This window comes from Bordetella parapertussis (assembly GCF_020735925.1).
GTDB lineage: Bacteria > Pseudomonadota > Gammaproteobacteria > Burkholderiales > Burkholderiaceae_B > Bordetella > Bordetella pertussis.
Genome location: NZ_CP085971.1, coordinates 2,188,125 through 2,206,278, shown reverse-complemented (window position 1 = coordinate 2,206,278; position 18,154 = coordinate 2,188,125). Strand labels below are relative to the sequence as shown.

Here is an 18,154-nt window from a genome sequence, read left to right as displayed (position 1 = left end):
TCGTGGCGCCGCGGGCCTACTTGCCGGCGCTCAGCGACGCGCGCCGGCGTTCGCGCACCGCATGGGCCAGGCGCTCCAGCACCTGCACCGAAGCATCCCAGTCGATGCAACCGTCGGTGATGCTCTGCCCGTACGTCAAGGCCTGGCCGGGCACCAGGTCCTGGCGGCCGCCCAGCAGATGGCTTTCTATCATCAGGCCCACGATGCGGGCATCGCCCTGCTCGATCTGGTTGGCCACATCATCGACCACCAGCGGCTGATTCTCGGGTTTCTTGCTGCTGTTGGCGTGGCTGGCGTCGATCATGATGCGCTGGGCCAGGCCGGCCTTGGCCATGTCCTGGCAGGCCGCTTCGATGCTGGCGGCATCGTAGTTGGGCGCCTTGCCGCCGCGCAGAATGACGTGGCAGTCCTCGTTGCCCGCGGTCGAGACGATGGCCGAATGCCCGCCCTTGGTCACCGAGAGGAAATGGTGCGGTTGCGAGGCGGCCTTGATGGCGTCGACGGCGATCTTCACATTGCCGTCGGTGCCGTTCTTGAAACCGACAGGACACGACAGGCCGGAAGCCAGCTCGCGGTGAACCTGGCTTTCGGTCGTCCGCGCCCCGATCGCCCCCCACGACACCAGGTCGGCGATGTACTGCGGGGTAATCATGTCGAGGAACTCGCAACCCGCCGGCAGGCCGCGGCTGTTGATGTCCAGCAGCAGTTCGCGCGCCACGCGCACGCCCTTGTTGATATCGAAGCTGCCATCCAGGTCGGGGTCGTTGATCAGGCCCTTCCAGCCCACGGTGGTGCGCGGCTTTTCGAAGTAGACGCGCATCACCACCTCGAGATCGGCGGCCAGGCGGTCGCGCACCGGCTTGAGGCGATCCGCGTATTCGAGCGCCGCCTTGGTATCGTGGATCGAGCAAGGGCCGATCACGACGATCAGGCGGTCATCCATGCCATGCAGGATGCGATGCATGCCCTGGCGGGCGGCGTAGACGATTTCAGAAACATCCTTCGAGCACGGAAACTCGCGCATGACATGCGCAGGAGGATTCAGCTCTTTGATTTCACGGATACGAAAGTCATCGGTATTGTGCGACACGGCACGGCTCCTGGGGTTGCCCGCCAGCCTGACGGCAAGAAAAAAGCCGCCAGCTATGCTGGCGGCTTTTTCGGGGATTCTTTACCAAACTTCAGTTAACACGCGTCCCTTCCTCCGCCAGCGGCTTCAGAAACCAAAAATAAAAGTAAAAAGCGGGGGACGCAAATTTCATAGCGGTAGACTCTAGCACAAAAAAAACCGCGCGGCACTACGCGATTTTTCCAGGCCAGGGACGGCGATACGTCCCTGGCATCCTTCAGGCGGTACCGCCCACGGTCAGGCCTTCCATGCGCAGAGTCGGCATGCCGACCCCTACCGGCACGCTCTGGCCGTCCTTGCCACAAGTGCCGACACCCGAATCCAGGCGCATGTCGTTGCCGATCAGGCTGACCCGATTCATGGCGTCCGGCCCATTGCCGATCAGGGTGGCGCCCTTGACCGGGTAGGTGACCTTGCCGTTTTCGATCATGTAGGCCTCGGAGGCCGAGAACACGAACTTGCCGTTGGTGATGTCGACCTGGCCGCCGCCGAAGTTCACGGCATACAGGCCGCGCTTGACCGAAGCGATGATTTCCTCGGGCGGCGTGGCGCCGCCCAGCATGTAGGTATTGGTCATGCGCGGCATCGGCAGGTGCGCGAACGATTCGCGCCGGCCGTTGCCCGTTGCGGCGGTCTTCATCAGCCGGGCATTGAGCGTGTCCTGCATGTACCCGCGCAGGATGCCATCTTCGATCAGTACGTTGCGCTGGGTGGCGTTGCCTTCGTCGTCGATGTTCAGCGACCCGCGCCGGTCGGGCAAGGTGCCGTCGTCGATCACGGTCACGCCGGACGAGGCCACGCGCTCGCCGATGCGGTCGGAAAACACGCTGGAGCCCTTGCGGTTGAAATCGCCTTCCAGGCCATGGCCGACCGCCTCGTGCAACAGGATGCCGGGCCAGCCCGAGCCGAGCACCACGGTCATCTCCCCGGCCGGCGCCGCACGCGCCTCCAGGTTGACCAAGGCCTCGTGCACCGCGCGCTCGACGTAGTCGCGCAGGATGTCGTCGGTGAAATAGGCCAGCCCCGTGCGGCCGCCGCCGCCCGCATGCCCCATTTCGCGACGGCCGTTGCGCTCGGCGATCACGGTCAGCGACAGGCGCACCAGCGGCCGCACGTCGGCGGCCAGGCGGCCGTCGCTGCCGGCCACCAGCACGACGTCGTATTCGGCGCCCAGCCCCGCCATCACCTGGATGACGTGCGGGTCGCGCGCGCGCGCCATGCGCTCGATGCGTTCGAGCAGGGCGACCTTGTCGGCCGCCGTCAAGGTGACCAGCGGATCGATGTCGGCATAAAGGCTGCGGCCGTCGACCGGCGGCACCTGCGCCGCCACCTTGACCTTGCCCGCACCCTGGCGGGCAATGCCGCGCACCGTGCGCGCCGACGACAGCAGCGCGTCGGCCGACAGGCTATCGGAATAGGCAAACGCGGTTTTCTCGCCGCTGACGGCGCGCACGCCCACGCCCTGGCCGATGGAGAAGCTGCCTGTCTTGACGATGCCCTCTTCCAGACTCCAGCCTTCGCTGCGGGTGTACTGGAAATACAGATCGGCGTAATCGACCTTGTGCGTGAATATCTCGCCCAGGGCGCGCGCCAGATCCGCTTCGGTCAACCCCCAGGGGTCGAGCAGCAGAGTCTTGGCGGTGGCCAGGGCGGAAATGGCGGGATCTATCAATTTCATGGAATTCCGTCTATAGAACGCGATGACGCAGGGCAGGCAGGCTGGCGCGTACCTCAGCCAGGCGCGCAGCCTCTATGGTACCGCCGATGACGCCCGGCCCCTCGGGTAAAACGTCCAGCACCTGCCCCCAGGGGTCGACCAGCATGGAATGGCCCCAGGTGCGCCGTCCGGTCGGATGCCGCCCGCCTTGCGCCGGCGCCAGCACATAACACTGGTTTTCGATGGCGCGGGCACGCAGCAGGAGCTCCCAGTGAGCCTGGCCCGTGGTGTAGGTGAAGGCGGCCGGCACCAGGATCAGGTCGACCGTACCCATGGCACGGTACAGCTCGGGAAAGCGCAGGTCGTAGCACACCGACAATCCGACCCGCCCGCACGGGCCATCGAATACCTGCACCTCTTTGCCGGGCCGGATGGCAATTGCCTCGTCATACGATTCGGCGCCGCGCTGGAAATTGAATAAATGGATTTTGTCGTAGCGCGCCGCCGGCTGGCCGCCGGGTCCGTATACAAAAGTTGTATTGAATACGCGCTGCGGGTCCGGGCTGGTTAATGGCAAGGTACCGCCCGCCACCCATATTCCATATTGGGATGAAATATTTGAAAGAAAGCTCTGAATTTTGCCATAACCACTCTCTTCCTTGATGGCAAGTTTGTCGGTATCGGTATGCCCCATAAAACAGAAATATTCGGGCAACGCAACCAGCCGCGCACCGTCTTGCGCGGCTTTCCCAATCAATTCAGCAGCTTGCGCCAGGTTTTCATCAACGTCAGGGCCGGAGACCATCTGTATGGCCGCCACGCGGCAGGACGGGGTTGTGTCGGTTCGAGGGTCGCCTGTCATATGAAACAAAAAATTCCTGAGTTGGAAGCACACCGTGCCGGGCAATTTCTGTATTATTGGAAAACAACAATCATATATACCCTTCAGCCGGCGACCGAGTCATTTGAAATAGTTAGGAATAACCATGCCCCGTGAAAACTATGCTGTACTGCAGGCCAAGATAGAGAAAGAAATCACCAAACTCAAGCGCAAGGCGGAAGCCCTGCATACACGGCGCCGCAAGCCCGTGATCGCGTCGATCGTCAAGTCGATGCGTGAATACAATATCACCCCCGAGGAAATCGCCGCCGCCTTCGGTTCGGCCAAATCGGTGCGCGCGCCCAGCACTCCGGTACGCCGCAAGGCTGGCGCGCCGGTCGCCAAGCGCGCGGTAGCGCCCAAGTACCGCCACCCGCAAACGGGCGAAACCTGGAGCGGCCGCGGCAAGGCGCCGCGCTGGCTGGCTGCCGAAGAAGCCGCCGGCGCCAAGCGTGACAGTTTCCTCATCCGCGACTGAACCGCCCGTTCGTCCCGGAATGCCGGCGCGCCTCAAGGCGCGCCGTTTTTATTGCGCCGCCGCCATCGCCACTGCGGTGCGCCGCGACCGCGCATTCGCTAGCGAGCCAGCGGATACTCGATCTCGCGTTCCGAGCCATTATTGCCCGGGAAATTGTCGAATATTGCCTGCACCAGATACGGCATGGCGCCCAGCAGGTCGTCGCGCCCGCTGGTAATGTACGCGGTCGAACGATAGACTTCGGCGCCGCCGCGCGCGGTATCGCGGATTTCCAGGCTCAGGCTATTGCGATACGCAACGGTGGGCACGTCGACCCATTCCGGCCCCCAATACCCGACGCCACCGCCCCACCAGCGCGACCCGTAATAACCGCCATAACCGCCGTAGAAATAGGGATCATAGGCGCGCCGCACCATAACCTGGGTCTGCGCGGAGCCATACCGGAAGGACACCGTAAACCGCGCTTTCCGGCCCTCGCGCGCCTCGACCAGGCCGGTGGCACCGATACCGGCGCGCACCATGTCCTGATAGGACTGATATTCGAGATTGTTGAGTTGCCCGGTTTCAGGCGCGAACTGGTAGGTCTGTCCGGCAACGCCGTCCGGCCATTGCTGGAATGAGGTGACGCGCGCCGACACGCTGGGCGCGGCGCACCCGGCCACCAGCGCCGCGCCCGCCAGCAGGGCCGCCAGCCCGGCCAGCCGCGCCAGGCGCGAATACGCATGAATACTGAACATGACTGCGGCCCTCCAGGCCGGACGCAAACCGGATATTCCTTCGACCGCTGCGCCCGGCGAAGGTTTCATTTGGGTACCTGAGCAATGCGGGGGCATGCGGCGCTGCATCTACAATACCCGCATTGTCCATCATCTGTTTCGTAGGCCATGCGCACAGACACGCCCGTCACCGTATACCGCAAGGATTATCAGCCCTATCCGTATACCATCGCCGACGTGGCGCTGGAATTCGACCTGGATCCCGCCTCGACCACCGTGCGCTGCCTCATGCAGGTGGCGCGCAAGGCCGATGCCCGGGACGACGCGCCGCTGGTGCTGGACGGCGAAGCGCTCGAGCTGGTTTCCATTCGTGTCGACGGCCGCGACTGGGCGCGTGACGGCTATGTCCTGGACGACGCCACCCTGACCTTGCGCGGCCTGCCGCCCAGCGCGGCGGTCGAAATCGTCAGCCGTTGCAGGCCCGCCGCCAATTCCACCCTGATGGGGCTGTATGTCTCCGGCGGCAATTTCTTCACCCAGTGCGAGGCCGAGGGCTTTCGCCGCATTGCCTGGTTCGCCGACCGGCCCGACGTCATGTCGCGTTATCGCGTGACGCTGCGCGCGGCGCCCGATTATCCGGTGCTGTTGTCCAATGGCAATCTGCTGGCCACCGCCACCCTGCCCGATGGCCGCCTGCAGGCGGAATGGGAAGATCCGTTTCCCAAGCCCAGCTATCTGTTCGCGCTGGTGGCTGGCCGCCTGACGCATCGCGAAGAGCGCGTGCGCACCCAATCGGGCCGCGATGTGCTGCTGCAGGTCTACAGCGATCCCGGTTCGGAGAACCGCACCGAATGGGCGCTGGAATCCTTGCGCCACGCGCTGCGCTGGGACGAGTCGCGCTTCGGCCTGGAGCTGGACCTGGACCGCTTCATGGTGGTCGCGGTACGCGACTTCAACATGGGCGCGATGGAAAACAAGGGCTTGAACATCTTCAACGCGGCCTATGTGCTGGCCGACCCGGCCACCGCCACCGACGCCAACTACGAAGGCATCGAATCCGTCATCGGCCACGAATACTTCCACAACTGGACCGGCAACCGCGTCACCTGCCGCGACTGGTTTCAATTGAGCCTCAAGGAAGGCCTGACGGTATTCCGCGACCAGGAATTCAGCGCCGACATGATGGCGCGCGGCCTGGACGAGCAAGCCGCCGCGAGCGCGCGCGCGGTCAAGCGCATCGACGATGTCGTCACGCTGCGCGCGGCCCAGTTCCCCGAGGATGCCGGCCCGATGGCCCACCCCATCCGGCCCGACAGCTACCAGGAGATCGGCAACTTCTATACCGCCACCGTGTACGAGAAAGGCGCCGAAGTGATCCGCATGCAGCACACCCTGCTGGGCGAGCCGGGATTCCGCGCCGGCATGGACGAGTACTTCCGGCGCCACGACGGACAGGCCGTGACCTGCGACGATTTCGTCGCCGCCATGGAATCGGTCTACGCCGCGCGCAATCCGGGCCGCGACCTGTCGGTGTTTCGCCGCTGGTACAGCCAGGCGGGCACGCCGCGCGTCAGCGTCAAGCTGGATCACGACGCGCAAAGCGGCCGTTGCACCGTCACGCTGACCCAGCGCTGCGCCCCGGTCGGCGTGGAGAAACGCGCCGGAGGCGACTTCGCCAAACAGGCATTCCACATTCCTTTCGCGATCGGCCTGCTCGACGCGCAGGGCCGCGCGCTGCCGCTGCACCTGGACGGCCAGCCGGCGCGCGACACCGTGCTGCTCGAACTGACCGAGGCGCGCGCCAGCTGGACGTTCGAGCAGGTGCCGGACATGCCGGTGCCGTCGCTGCTGCGCGGCTTCTCGGCGCCGGTCATCGTCGAATACGACTGGAGCGACGCCGACCTGGCGCTGCTGTCGGCGCACGACACGGATCCATTCGCCCGCTGGGAAGCAGGCCAGGAACTGGCCACGCGCGAGATCCTCGCGCTGACGGCCAGCCATCAGGCCGGCCAGCCGCTGGCCGTGCGCCCGGCCTTCATCGCGGCCTGGCGCGCCCTGCTGACCGACCCGACGCTGGACGCGGCCTATCGGGCCCGCGCCCTGGCGTTGCCCTCGGAAAAAACCCTGGCCGAGCGCATGGAGCAGATCGACCCGCCCGCCCTGGCCGTGGCGCGCGATTTCCTGCGCGCCGAGGTGGGCCGCCAACTGGCCGCCCCCTGGCGCGCGGCGTTCGACGCCAACCAGACGCCGGGCGCCTACAGCCCGGCGGCCGGCCCGGCCGGCCGGCGCGCGCTGAAGAACCAGGCGCTGAGCCATCTGATGGCCGCCGAAAGCGCGGACGCGCAAGCCCTGGCGCAGGCCCAGTACGACCAGGCCGACAACATGACCGACAGCATGGCGGCCCTGTCGGCGCTGGTGAATTTCGGCGCTCCGGACAGCGCCGCGGCGGCGCTGGCGGCGTTCTACGAACGCTGGCGCGACGACCCGCTGGTCGTCGACAAATGGTTCACGCTGCAGGCCACCGCGCGCTCGACCGACATCGACGCGGTACGCGCCCTCATGGCGCACCCGGCCTTTACGCTGCGCAATCCCAACCGCGCCCGCGCGCTGGTGTTCCAGTTCTGCCTGAACAACGCCCGCGGCATGCATCGCGCAGACGGCCGCGGCTATGACTTCTGGGCCGAGCAGGTGCTCGCCCTGGACGCGCTCAATCCGGAGATCGCCGCCCGCCTGGCGCGCGGCCTGGATAATTGGGCGCGCTTTGCCGAGCCGCTGCGCGGCGCCATGCAGGCCGCGCTGGCGCATGTGCGCGCGCATGCCGGGCTGTCGCGCAACGTACAGGAAATCGTATCGAAAGCCTTGGATCTGGCTGCTTAGGAGCTACTCTTGAAACGTAAAACCCTTACCCAATATCTGGTCGAGCAGCAGCGCTCGGCCCAGGCGCTCGGCCCGGAAGTGCGCCTGCTGATCGAAGTGGTGGCGCGCGCCTGCAAGGCCATCAGCCACGCTGTCAGCAAAGGCGCGCTGGGCGGCGTGCTCGGCAGCCTGGAAAGCGAGAACGTGCAGGGCGAAGTGCAGAAGAAGCTGGACGTGCTGTCCAACGAAATCCTGCTCGAAGCCAACGAGTGGGGCGGCCACCTGGCCGCGATGGCGTCCGAGGAAATGGAAACCATCCATCTGATCCCCAACCGTTATCCCAAGGGCGAGTACCTGCTGCTGTTCGATCCGCTGGACGGCTCGTCCAACATCGACGTCAACGTGTCGATCGGCACCATTTTCTCGGTGCTGCGCGCGCCGCACAGGGTGGCCGGCGCCGACGTCTGCGAGCAGGACTTCCTGCAGCCGGGCAGCCAGCAGGTGGCGGCCGGCTACGCCGTCTACGGTCCGCAGACCATGCTGGTGCTGACCATCGGCAATGGCGTGGTGGGATTCACGCTGGATCGCGAGATGGGTTCGTGGGTGCTGACGCACGAATCGATGCGCATCCCCGAGGACACCAAGGAATTCGCCATCAACATGTCCAACATGCGCCACTGGGCCCCGCCGGTCAAGCGCTACATCGATGAATGCCTGGCCGGCAAGACGGGCCCGCTGGGCAAGGACTACAACATGCGCTGGATCGCCTCCATGGTGGCCGACGTGCATCGCATCCTGACCCGCGGCGGCATTTTCATGTATCCCTGGGATGCCCGCGAGCCGGGCAAGGCCGGCAAGCTGCGCCTGATGTACGAAGCCAACCCGATGGGCCTGATCGTCGAGCAGGCCGGCGGCGCGGCCATCGACGGCACGGGGCGCATCCTGGATATCCAGCCCGACAAGCTGCACCAGCGCGTGTCCGTGATCCTGGGTTCGAAGAACGAGGTGGAGCGCGTGGGCCGCTACCACGCCGAAGCGCACGCCAGCTAGGGCCGCTTGCGCGAGAAAAGCCCGCCGCGGCGGCGGGGAGAGCCTCGCCGAGCCTGGACCGCGAACCCTCGCCTACTTGACCTCCTCGATCGTCTTGACGTCGTCCTTGTTCATCTGGACCTTGTGGCCGTCCTTCTCGTACTCGTAGAAGCCGGTGTCCTCGTTGTACTTCGGCTCGTCGGGCGTCACGACCTGACTGCCATCGCGCTGCTGTACCACCGAGGGCGATGAGCATCCCGCCAACACGCCAAGGCCGGTTACGGCAAAAGCCAGCGTCATGGTTTTCAGGGTCATGGGCAATCTCCAAAGTGACAATGTCGTTTCACTGTAGTGCGCCAGCCCGTCCCGCGCGGTGACCGGATGTGGTCAAAATGCATGGGACTGTAATCGCTGCGTCCCCGTCGCGCCTGCCCTGTTTCTCCCCTGTATGGACGGCCATGAAAAGGCAACCCCCGGGCGCCTTGCGGCGGCCGGGGGTTGCCCTTGCAAACAGCCTGCAAGGCGTCTTTACACTTTGGCGTGGGCCTCGATGAAGGCCCGCACCGCCTGCGCGTCGCAGTCCATGAGCGTCACGCGCTGGGGCAGCGATTCGAGGTCGGCCAGGTCAGCCGGCGGCGGCACGGTGCGCCCGAGCGCCGCCTCGATGGTTTCCGCGAACTTGGCCGGCAGGGCCGTCTCGAGCACCAGCATGGGCACGCCCGGCTCGACGAACTGGCGCGCCACCTTGATGCCATCGGCCGTGTGCGGGTCGACCAGCACGCCGGTTTCGTCGAAGGTATTGCGTATGGTCTGCAGGCGGTCGGCGTGCGAGCTGGCGCCGGCCACGAACCCGTAGCGGGTTTCGAACTGCGGCTTGAGCGCCGACAGGTCGAAGCTGCCGTCGCGCGCCAGGTCGGCCCACAGCGACGCCACGCGGCCGGGGTCGCGCCCGACCAGGTCGAACACGAAGCGCTCGAAGTTCGAGGCGCGCGAGATGTCCATCGACGGGCTGGAGGTGGCGTAGGTGCGCTCGGGACCGCGCGGGCGGTAAACGCCGGTGCGGAAGAACTCCTCGAGAACGTTGTTCTCGTTGGTGGCCAGCACCAGGCGGCGGATCGGCACGCCCATGCCGCGCGCGATGTGCCCGGACAGGATGTTGCCGAAGTTGCCCGAAGGCACCGCGAACGACACCTCGCCACCCTTGGGCGCGGCACGCAGCCAGCCGTGGAAGTAGTACACCACCTGGGCGGCGATGCGCGCCCAGTTGATCGAGTTGACCGCGCCCAGGCGATAGCGCGTCTTGAACGCCAGGTCGCCGGCCAGCTGCTTGACGATGTCCTGCGCCTGGTCGAACACGCCCCGCACCGCGATATTGTGGATGTTCTCATCCTGCAACGAGTACATCTGGGCGCGCTGGAATGCGCTCATGCGGCCGTGCGGCGACAGCATGAACACGGCCACGCCCTGCTTGCCGCGCAGCGCGTACTCGGCCGCCGACCCGGTATCGCCGGAGGTGGCGCCGACGATGTTCAGCGTGGTGCCGCGCCGCGTCAGGACGTACTCGAAGACCTGGCCGAGAAACTGCATCGCCATGTCCTTGAAGGCCAGCGTGGGCCCCTCGGACAGGCCCAGCAGCTGCAACCCCTGCCCCAGCTCGCGCACCGGGACGATGTCTTCGCTCTTGAACACGCCCTGCCGGTAGGCTGCGCGCGTCAGCCCGCGCAGGTCCTCGGCCGGGATGTCGGTGGCGAACAGCGACAGCACTTCGAAGGCCAGGTCGGCGTACGAGAGCCCGCGCCAGGACTCCAGCGTGGCCGCGTCGACTTGCGGCAGCTGCTCGGGGATGGCCAGCCCGCCGTCGGGCGCCAGGCCTTCGAGCAGGATATCGGAGAAACTCTGCGGGGCCATGCCGCCGCGGGTCGAGATGTACTTCATGTGAGGTTTTCCATGCGCAGGCGCGTCACCTTCGAACGCACGAACGGCAGCGCTTCGATGTGCTCGATGGCCTGGTTCACATTGCCTTCGACGGCTTCGTGCGTCAGGAAGATGATGTCGGCGCCGCCGATGCGCGCGGGCTGCTGGATCATCGAACCGATGGAAATCGAGCGGTCGGCCAGGATGCGCGCGATGTCGGCCAGCACGCCGGGCTGGTCGTCGACCCGCATGCGCAGGTAATAGGAGGCGCTGACTTCCTCGATCGACAGGATCTGCAGGTCGTACAGCGCATCGGGCTGGAAGGCCAGGTGCGGCACGCGGTGGCCGGGGTCGGCCGTGTGCAGGCGGGTCACGTCGACCAGGTCGGCCACCACCGCCGACGCGGTGGGCTCTTCGCCGGCGCCCTGGCCATAGTACAGCGTGGGCCCCACGGCATCGCCGCGCACCAGCACGGCGTTCATGGCGCCCTCGACATTGGCCAGCAAGCGCTCGGCCGGCACCAGCGTCGGATGCACGCGCAGCTCGATGCCATCGACGCGCCGCTTGGTGACGCCCAGCAGCTTGATGCGATAGCCCAGGCGCTCGGCGTGGGCGATGTCCTCCTGGGCCAGTTGCGTGATGCCCTCGACATAGGCCTTGTCGAACTGGACCGGCACGCCGAAGGCCAGCGAGGCCAGCAGGGTCAGCTTGTGCGCGGCGTCCACGCCTTCGATGTCGAAGGTGGGGTCGGCCTCGGCGTAGCCCAGGCGCTGCGCCTCGGCCAGCACGTCGGCGAACGGCAGCCCGCGGGCGCGCATTTCGGACAGGATGAAATTGGTGGTGCCGTTGATGATGCCGGCCACCCATTCGATGCGGTTGGCGGTCAGGCCTTCGCGGATCGCCTTGATGATGGGCACCCCGCCGGCCACCGCGGCCTCGAACGCCACCATGACGCCGCGGGCCGAAGCGGCGGCGAAGATCTCGTTGCCGTGCTTGGCCAGCAGCGCCTTGTTGGCGGTGACGACATGCTTGCCCTGGGCAATGGCTTCGAGCACCAGCTCGCGCGCCAGCGTATCGCCGCCGATCAATTCGACCACGATGTCGACCGCCGGATCGCGCACCAGGGCAAAGCCGTCGGTCGAAATCTCGACGCCATCCCCGACGCGGCTGCGCGCCTTGGCCACGTCGCGCACGGCGATGCGGTTGACTTCGATGCGCCGTCCGGCGCGCCGTGCGATTTCTTCGGCATTACGCGCCAGCACCGCCCAGGTGCCGCCGCCCACCACGCCCAGGCCCAACAGGCCCACCTTCATCGGATTCATTTAAGCAAACCGTCCTTGCGGAACATATCCTTGATGCCGCGCACCGCCTGCCGGGTGCGCTGCTCGTTTTCGATAAGAGCGAAGCGTACGTACTCGTCGCCATACTCGCCGAAGCCGATCCCGGGGGACACGGCCACCTTCGCATCCGACAGGACACGCTTGGTGAACTCCAAAGAACCCATCGCCCTGTAGGGCTCGGGGATCTGCGCCCAGATATACATGGACGCCTTCGGGATCTCCACATTCCAACCTGCCTCGTGCAGGCCGCGCGCCAGCACGTCGCGGCGGCGCTGGTATTGCGCCACGATCTCGTTGACGCAATCCTGCGGGCCGTCCAGCGCCGCGATCGAGGCCACCTGGATCGGCGTGAACGTGCCGTAGTCATGGTAGCTCTTGATGCGCGCCAGCGCGCCGACCAGCTCGCGGTTGCCGACCATGTAGCCGATGCGCCAGCCGGCCATGTTGTAGCTCTTGCTCATGGTGAAGAACTCGACCGCCACGTCGCGCGCGCCGGGCACCTGCATGATGGACGGCGCGACATAGCCGTCGAAACAGACGTCGGCGTAGGCCAGGTCGTGCACCACCAGGATGTCGTGCTCCTTGGCCAGCGCGACCACGCGCTCGAAGAACGACAGGTCGACGCACTGCGCGGTCGGGTTGCTGGGAAAGCCCAGGATCATCATCTTGGGCTTGGGAATCGACTCGCGCACGGCGCGTTCGAGTTCCTCGAAGAAGTCGATGCCGGGCGTCATGCGCACCGAACGGATGTTGGCGCCCGCGATCACCGCCCCGTAGATGTGGATCGGGTAGCTCGGGTTGGGCACCAGCACCGTATCGCCGCGATCCAGCGTCGCCAGCATCAGGTGCGCCAGGCCCTCCTTCGAGCCGATGGTGACGATGGCTTCCGAATCCGGGTCGAACTCCACCGCGTAGCGGCGCATGTACCAGTCGCAAATCGCCTTGCGCAGGCGCGGGATGCCCTTGGAGACCGAATAGCCGTGCGTATCGGGCCGGGTCGAGGCCTCGACCAGCTTGTCGACGATGTGCTGCGGCGTCGCGCCATCGGGGTTGCCCATCGACATGTCGATGATGTCCTCGCCGCGCCGTCGTGCCGCCATCTTGAGCTCGCCGGTAATATTGAACACGTACGGCGGCAAACGCTCGATGCGGGAGAACTTCCTCATGATGGGAATCCTAAAGGGCGACAGAAAGAGGGGCGGGAAAAGGCCGCGCGCGGCCGGCGCGCCGCAAGATTGCAGCGCAACAAAACCCTGTAATCTAGCGCAAGCCCGCCCGCCCGGCAAATGGACATTGATCCGTCCCCGCCGGCCCCGTGGATACCCTGCAACATGCTGTCATGCCGATGCGCTATTATCGGAACCACATAGTCGGAGTTTTTATTGAAGCTGCATACCGATCCTGCGACGGCGCTGAATACCGTCACCGCCTATGGTGACGGCTACATCGAAGTCAACCAGGTCCGCTTTTCCCACGCCATCGCCTTCGCGCCCGAAGGCCCGGTCGCAAGCTGGCCGGTCCAGCGTCCGGCCGACATTACCGCCTCCCTCCTGCAACAAGCCGCCGGTCTGGCCGAGGTCGTCCGCGATCCGCTGGCATTCCTGGACGAGCCCGAGGCAGGCGCCGGCGCGCGCCCGGCCAACGCCCCCGAAGTGCTGCTGGTAGGCACCGGCAGGCGCCAGCACCTGCTCGGCCCCGAGCAGGTGCGCCCGCTGCTGGCAATGGGCGTGGGCGTCGAGGCGATGGACACCCAGGCCGCCGCCCGTACCTACAACATTCTGATGGCCGAGGGCCGACGCGTCGTCGTCGCCCTCCTTCCCGACGGAGACTCCTAGCGATGACCCCGCTGATAGGCAAACCCGCCCCGCTGTTCACAGCGGAAAGCACCATCGGCCCCGTGAGCCTGGACCAGTGCCAGGGCCGCGCGGTCGTGCTGTATTTCTATCCCAAGGACAACACGCCCGGCTGCACCACCGAAAGCCAGGACTTTCGCGACCTGTACGAGGACTTCCTGGCCGCCAGCACCATCGTGCTGGGGGTATCGCGCGACTCGCTCAAATCGCACGAGAATTTCAAGACCAAGTACGAGCTGCCCTTCCCGCTGATCTCCGACGCCGACGAAACCGTGTGCAATCTGTACGGCGTCATCAAGCAGAAGAACATGTACGGAAAACAGGTGCGCGGCATCGAACGCAGCACCTTTCTGATCGACGCCTATGGCGTGCTGGTGCAGGAGTGGCGCGGGGTGAAAGTACCCGGCCACGCCAAGGAAGTCCTGCAAGCCGCCAAGAGCATCGGCTAAGCCTATATTGCCCATTGTCAGGCGCCCCAAGCCGGCTCACACAGGAGAGTGACACCTATGCCGCTTCCGAAGTTGCCCAATCGTCCCGCAGCCATCCTGACCTTCCCTTCGGGCGATACCGCCCGCGCCAAGGCAGCACGTACCAACAGCAAACCCGCGGTCGCCGGCAACACTGACGAGCCATTGTTGCAGCCCGAACTCGCCGGCCTGGCGCCGGCGCGCCCGGTGGCAGCGCCGGCGCCCGCCCCGGCCCCCGCGCCGGCGGCCAATCGCCCCGCCGCCAGGCCGGCGCCCGCGCGCAAGCCCCGTGCACGGACCGACAGCGCGGCGCGCAAGCTGTTCGTGCTGGACACCAATGTGTTGCTGCACGACCCCTCGTCGCTGTTCCGCTTCGAGGAACACGACATCTTCCTGCCCATGATGACGCTGGAAGAACTGGACCACCAGAAGAAGGGCATGTCGGAAGTGGCGCGCAACGCGCGCCAGGTCAGCCGCTCGCTCGATTCGCTGGTGCAGGATGCCGACAACCTGGATGACGGCCTGGCGCTCAATGCCCTGGGCAACAAGGACGCCACGGGGCGCCTGATGTTCCAGACCACCGCCATCCACAGCACGCTGCCGTCCGACCTGCCCATGGGCAAGGCCGACAACCAGATCCTGGGCGTGGTGCGCGCGCTGCAGGAACGCCACCCGCAGCGCGAGGTCGTGCTGGTGTCCAAGGACATCAACATGCGCCTGAAGGCCCGCGCGCTGGGCATGGCCGCCGAGGACTACTACAACGACCACGTCCTGGAAGACACCGACCTGATGTATTCCGGCGTGACGCAGCTGCCGGAAGACTTCTGGAACAAGCACGGCAAGGACGTGGAATCCTGGCAACAGGGCGGCACGACCTTCTACCGCATCCGCGGGCCGCTGTGCGCGCAGTTCCTGGTCAACCAGTTCGTGTATTTCGAAGGCCAGATGCCCCTGTACGCACAGGTGCGCGAAGTCAGCGGCAAGACGGCGGTGCTGGCCACGCTGCGCGACTACACCCACGGCAAGAACAACGTCTGGGGCATCACGGCGCGCAACCGCGAGCAGAACTTCGCCCTGAACCTGCTCATGAACCCGGAATGCGATTTCGTGTCGCTGCTGGGCCAGGCAGGCACCGGCAAGACGCTGCTGGCGCTGGCCGCCGGCATCACGCAGGTACTGGAGACCAAGCGCTACACCGAGATCATCATGACGCGCGTCACGGTGCCGGTGGGCGAAGACATCGGCTTCCTGCCGGGCACCGAGGAAGAGAAGATGCTGCCCTGGATGGGCGCGCTGGAAGACAACCTGGACGTGCTGAACATGGGCGAAGGCGAAGGCGGCGATTGGGGCCGCGCCGCCACCATGGACCTGATCCGCTCGCGCATCAAGGTCAAGTCGCTGAACTTCATGCGCGGCCGCACCTTCCTGAACAAGTACCTCATCATCGACGAGGCGCAGAACCTCACGCCCAAGCAGATGAAGACGCTCATCACCCGTGCCGGCCCCGGCACCAAGGTAGTCTGCCTGGGCAACGTGGCGCAGATCGACACGCCCTACCTGACCGAAGGCAGTTCCGGCCTGACCTTCGTGGTGGACCGCTTCAAGGGTTGGCCGCATTCCGGCCACGTCACCTTGCAGCGCGGCGAACGCTCCCGCCTGGCCGACTACGCCGGCGACGTGCTCTAGCATCCACCCATGCCGGAAGAAGGCCCTGCGGGGCCTTCTTTTTTTGCCCGGCGTGCCCGGCGGTGTAGCATGGTCGCATTCCCGACTTCCGCACCACTGCAACCATGACCGCCCCCCTTCCCGTCGGCATCACCATGGGCGACGCCGCCGGCATCGGCCCGGAAATCATCGCCAAGGCCTGCGCCCAGGGCCTGGGCGCGCCCGCCGTCGTCTACGGCGACCCGGCCATCATGCGGCGCGCCACCGAACTGCTGGGCGCACGGCTGCGCGTGCTCGAACTGGCCGCCATCGACCAGGCCAGCGGCCAACCCGGCTGTATCGAAGTCATCGCCCGCGGCACGCCGCTGCCGCCCGACCTGCCCGTCGGACGCGTCAGCGCGGCGGCCGGCCAGGGCGCCTACGACTACCTGTGCGCCGCGATCGACGATGCGCGAGCGGGACGCATACGCGCCATCGTCACCGCGCCGCTGAACAAGAAATCCATGCAACTGGCCGGCATCGATCAGCCGGGCCACACCGAGATCCTGGCCGAACGCACCGGCACCCGCGACTTCGCCATGATGCTGGCCAACGACGAATTGCGCGTGCTGCTGGTCACCATACACATTCCGCTGGCGGCGGTGGTGGCGCAGATCACGCCACAGGCCGAGCTGCGCGCGATCCGGCTGGCCGACCGCGCCTGCCGCCAGATGGGCGTGACGCGGCCACGCGTGGCGGTGGCGGGCCTGAACCCGCACGCCGGCGAAGACGGCAAATTCGGCCGCGAGGACATCGACATCATCGCCCCCGCGGTGGCCCAGGCGCGCGCCGAAGGCATCGATGCCTCGGGCCCGTGGCCGGGCGACACCGTCTTCATGCGAGCCCGCCGCGGCGAGTTCGACATCGTCGTGGCGCAATACCACGACCAGGGCCTGATACCCGTGAAGTACCTGGGGCTGGACCAGGGCGTCAATGTCACCGTCGGCCTGCCGTTCGTGCGCACCAGCGTCGATCATGGCACCGCGTTCGACATCGCCTGGCAGGGCATCGCCGACCACGCGTCGCTGGTCGCGGCCTTCGACCTCGCGCTGGCGATGACCTGACCGCCAGCTGACGATGGCCTGATCCCGCGCACCCTACAATAGCGGCGACCCAAACACTCTCAGCGCCTCCTCCAATCCGATGCAACGCATTGCCCGCTTTCTGCCCGATCGTTTCACGCTCCTGCTCGTCGCCACCGTCATCATCGCCAGCCTGGCGCCCGCCTACGGGCAAGGCATCGTCGCGTTCGGCTGGATCACCAACCTGGCCGTGGCGCTGCTGTTCTTCCTGCACGGCGCGCGCCTGTCGCGCGACGCCATCGTGGCGGGAGTCACGCACTGGCGCCTGCACCTGACGATCTTCTCGGCCACGTTCCTGATGTTTCCGCTGCTGGGGGTCGCCCTCAAGCCGGTGCTCGAGCCGCTGGTCACGCCCGAACTGTACCTGGGCGTGCTGTTCCTGTGCTGCCTGCCGGCCACGGTACAGTCGGCCATCGCCTTCACGTCGATCGCGCGCGGCAACGTGCCGGCCGCCGTCTGCAGCGCATCGGCCTCCAGCCTGCTGGGCATCTTCATCACTCCCCTGCTGGTGGGCACCGTCGTGGCCAGCGCCGCGGCCGCGCCGATTTCGTTCGACGCGGTCGGCAAGATCATGCTGCAACTGCTGCTGCCCTTCGTGCTGGGGCAATTGCTGCGGCCCTGGATCGGCGCCTGGGTGCATCGCCGCAAGGCGCTGCTCAAGTGGGTCGACCAGGGATCCATCCTGCTGGTGGTCTACACCGCCTTCTCGGAAGCGGTCAACGAAGGCCTGTGGAGCAATACGCCGATCCCGGCGCTGCTGGGGTTGCTGGCCGTGTGCTGCATCATCCTGGTCCTGGCGATGGCGGGCTCGCTGCTGCTGGAGCGGCTGTTCAAATTCGATGTGGCCGACCGCATCACGCTGCTGTTCTGCGGCTCGAAAAAGAGCCTGGCCAGCGGTATCCCGATGGCCCAGGTGATCTTTGCCGGACAGGCCGTGGGCGCCATCGTGCTGCCGCTGATGCTGTTTCACCAGATCCAGCTGATGGTGTGCGCCGTGCTGGCCACGCGCTACGGCAAGCGCCCGGACTGATCCGGGCGCGGCGGCCGGG

16 protein-coding genes are annotated in these 18,154 nt (G+C 66.2%); 8 read left to right on the top strand and 8 right to left on the bottom strand.

Annotated features, from left to right (window positions below; genetic code table 11):
• Nucleotides 1-16: 16 nt before the first annotated feature.
• The 3 genes from aroG to LK409_RS10515 all read right to left on the bottom strand — a co-directional run bounded on the left by aroG (nt 17) and on the right by LK409_RS10515 (nt 3,648).
• Nucleotides 17-1,090: a 3-deoxy-7-phosphoheptulonate synthase AroG gene (gene aroG, locus LK409_RS10525; protein ID WP_010928568.1), complete on the bottom strand. Its 1,074-nt coding sequence runs from the start codon at nt 1,088-1,090 to the stop codon at nt 17-19.
• Between the two features lie 256 nt (nt 1,091-1,346).
• Nucleotides 1,347-2,807, bottom strand: a complete 1,461-nt coding sequence (gene tldD / locus LK409_RS10520) for a metalloprotease TldD (protein WP_010928567.1) — start codon at nt 2,805-2,807, stop codon at nt 1,347-1,349.
• Between the two features lie 10 nt (nt 2,808-2,817).
• Nucleotides 2,818-3,648 carry a carbon-nitrogen hydrolase family protein gene (locus LK409_RS10515; RefSeq protein WP_003813061.1) on the bottom strand — a complete coding sequence of 277 codons (831 nt, stop codon included), beginning with the start codon at nt 3,646-3,648 and terminating at the stop codon, nt 2,818-2,820.
• Between the two features lie 124 nt (nt 3,649-3,772).
• On the opposite strand from LK409_RS10515, the gene LK409_RS10510 reads away from it, so the two are divergent.
• The gene (locus LK409_RS10510) at nt 3,773-4,144 is read left to right on the top strand and encodes an H-NS histone family protein (RefSeq protein WP_010928566.1); all 372 of its coding nucleotides are present in this window, start codon (nt 3,773-3,775) and stop codon (nt 4,142-4,144) included.
• 98 nt (nt 4,145-4,242) lie between these two features.
• On the opposite strand, the gene LK409_RS10505 is transcribed toward LK409_RS10510, so the two are convergent.
• Nucleotides 4,243-4,881, bottom strand: coding sequence for a DUF4136 domain-containing protein (locus LK409_RS10505; protein WP_041937215.1), 639 nt, complete (start codon nt 4,879-4,881; stop codon nt 4,243-4,245).
• Between the two features lie 147 nt (nt 4,882-5,028).
• Here LK409_RS10505 and pepN point away from each other — a divergent pair, with 147 nt between their 5' ends.
• Both pepN and LK409_RS10495 read left to right on the top strand, forming a co-directional pair.
• Complete coding sequence (pepN, locus tag LK409_RS10500) at nt 5,029-7,737, top strand: aminopeptidase N (RefSeq protein WP_010928564.1); 2,709 nt, start codon at nt 5,029-5,031, stop codon at nt 7,735-7,737.
• A gap of 9 nt (nt 7,738-7,746) precedes the next feature.
• Complete coding sequence (locus LK409_RS10495; RefSeq protein WP_003813068.1) at nt 7,747-8,766, top strand: class 1 fructose-bisphosphatase; 1,020 nt, start codon at nt 7,747-7,749, stop codon at nt 8,764-8,766.
• A gap of 72 nt (nt 8,767-8,838) precedes the next feature.
• Here LK409_RS10495 and LK409_RS10490 read toward each other — a convergent pair whose 3' ends face one another.
• The 4 genes from LK409_RS10490 to alaC all read right to left on the bottom strand — a co-directional run bounded on the left by LK409_RS10490 (nt 8,839) and on the right by alaC (nt 13,165).
• A complete protein-coding gene (locus LK409_RS10490) occupies nt 8,839-9,060 on the bottom strand; it encodes a YgdI/YgdR family lipoprotein (protein ID WP_003813070.1) in 222 nt (73 codons plus the stop codon).
• 213 nt (nt 9,061-9,273) lie between these two features.
• The gene (gene thrC, locus LK409_RS10485; protein WP_010928562.1) at nt 9,274-10,680 is read right to left on the bottom strand and encodes a threonine synthase; all 1,407 of its coding nucleotides are present in this window, start codon (nt 10,678-10,680) and stop codon (nt 9,274-9,276) included.
• Nucleotides 10,677-11,981, bottom strand: a complete 1,305-nt coding sequence (locus tag LK409_RS10480) for a homoserine dehydrogenase (RefSeq protein ID WP_010928561.1) — start codon at nt 11,979-11,981, stop codon at nt 10,677-10,679. Before LK409_RS10480 ends, thrC begins: the two co-directional genes overlap by 4 nt.
• Nucleotides 11,978-13,165 (bottom strand): alanine transaminase, encoded by a 1,188-nt coding sequence (alaC, locus tag LK409_RS10475; protein ID WP_041937214.1) that lies wholly within the window; start codon nt 13,163-13,165, stop codon nt 11,978-11,980. Before alaC ends, LK409_RS10480 begins: the two co-directional genes overlap by 4 nt.
• A 216-nt stretch (nt 13,166-13,381) precedes the next feature.
• Between alaC and LK409_RS10470 the strand changes: the two genes are divergently transcribed.
• The 5 genes from LK409_RS10470 to LK409_RS10450 all read left to right on the top strand — a co-directional run bounded on the left by LK409_RS10470 (nt 13,382) and on the right by LK409_RS10450 (nt 18,135).
• Nucleotides 13,382-13,834: an Mth938-like domain-containing protein gene (locus tag LK409_RS10470; RefSeq protein WP_003813077.1), complete on the top strand. Its 453-nt coding sequence runs from the start codon at nt 13,382-13,384 to the stop codon at nt 13,832-13,834.
• Between the two features lie 2 nt (nt 13,835-13,836).
• Nucleotides 13,837-14,301, top strand: a complete 465-nt coding sequence (locus LK409_RS10465) for a peroxiredoxin (RefSeq protein WP_003813079.1) — start codon at nt 13,837-13,839, stop codon at nt 14,299-14,301.
• A gap of 57 nt (nt 14,302-14,358) precedes the next feature.
• Complete coding sequence (locus LK409_RS10460) at nt 14,359-16,005, top strand: PhoH family protein (protein WP_010928559.1); 1,647 nt, start codon at nt 14,359-14,361, stop codon at nt 16,003-16,005.
• 104 nt (nt 16,006-16,109) lie between these two features.
• On the top strand, nt 16,110-17,087 hold the full coding sequence (gene pdxA / locus LK409_RS10455; protein WP_010928558.1) for a 4-hydroxythreonine-4-phosphate dehydrogenase PdxA: 978 nt from the start codon (nt 16,110-16,112) through the stop codon (nt 17,085-17,087).
• Nucleotides 17,088-17,166: 79 nt separating this feature from the next.
• A complete protein-coding gene (locus tag LK409_RS10450; RefSeq protein ID WP_010928557.1) occupies nt 17,167-18,135 on the top strand; it encodes a bile acid:sodium symporter family protein in 969 nt (322 codons plus the stop codon).
• Nucleotides 18,136-18,154: the final 19 nt, after the last annotated feature.

Excerpts from the sequence above, each read along its gene's own strand:
- tldD (WP_010928567.1), bottom strand. The coding sequence starts at position 2,807 with ATGAAATTGATAGATCCCGCCATTTCCGCCCTGGCCACCGCCAAGACT.
- LK409_RS10515 (WP_003813061.1), bottom strand. The coding sequence starts at position 3,648 with ATGACAGGCGACCCTCGAACCGACACAACCCCGTCCTGCCGCGTGGCG.
- LK409_RS10510 (WP_010928566.1), top strand. The coding sequence starts at position 3,773 with ATGCCCCGTGAAAACTATGCTGTACTGCAGGCCAAGATAGAGAAAGAA.
- LK409_RS10505 (WP_041937215.1), bottom strand. The coding sequence starts at position 4,881 with ATGTTCAGTATTCATGCGTATTCGCGCCTGGCGCGGCTGGCCGGGCTG.
- pepN (WP_010928564.1), top strand. The coding sequence starts at position 5,029 with ATGCGCACAGACACGCCCGTCACCGTATACCGCAAGGATTATCAGCCC.
- LK409_RS10490 (WP_003813070.1), bottom strand. The coding sequence starts at position 9,060 with ATGACCCTGAAAACCATGACGCTGGCTTTTGCCGTAACCGGCCTTGGC.
- thrC (WP_010928562.1), bottom strand. The coding sequence starts at position 10,680 with ATGAAGTACATCTCGACCCGCGGCGGCATGGCCCCGCAGAGTTTCTCC.
- LK409_RS10480 (WP_010928561.1), bottom strand. The coding sequence starts at position 11,981 with ATGAATCCGATGAAGGTGGGCCTGTTGGGCCTGGGCGTGGTGGGCGGC.
- alaC (WP_041937214.1), bottom strand. The coding sequence starts at position 13,165 with ATGAGGAAGTTCTCCCGCATCGAGCGTTTGCCGCCGTACGTGTTCAAT.
- LK409_RS10465 (WP_003813079.1), top strand. The coding sequence starts at position 13,837 with ATGACCCCGCTGATAGGCAAACCCGCCCCGCTGTTCACAGCGGAAAGC.
- LK409_RS10460 (WP_010928559.1), top strand. The coding sequence starts at position 14,359 with ATGCCGCTTCCGAAGTTGCCCAATCGTCCCGCAGCCATCCTGACCTTC.
- pdxA (WP_010928558.1), top strand. The coding sequence starts at position 16,110 with ATGACCGCCCCCCTTCCCGTCGGCATCACCATGGGCGACGCCGCCGGC.
- LK409_RS10450 (WP_010928557.1), top strand. The coding sequence starts at position 17,167 with ATGCAACGCATTGCCCGCTTTCTGCCCGATCGTTTCACGCTCCTGCTC.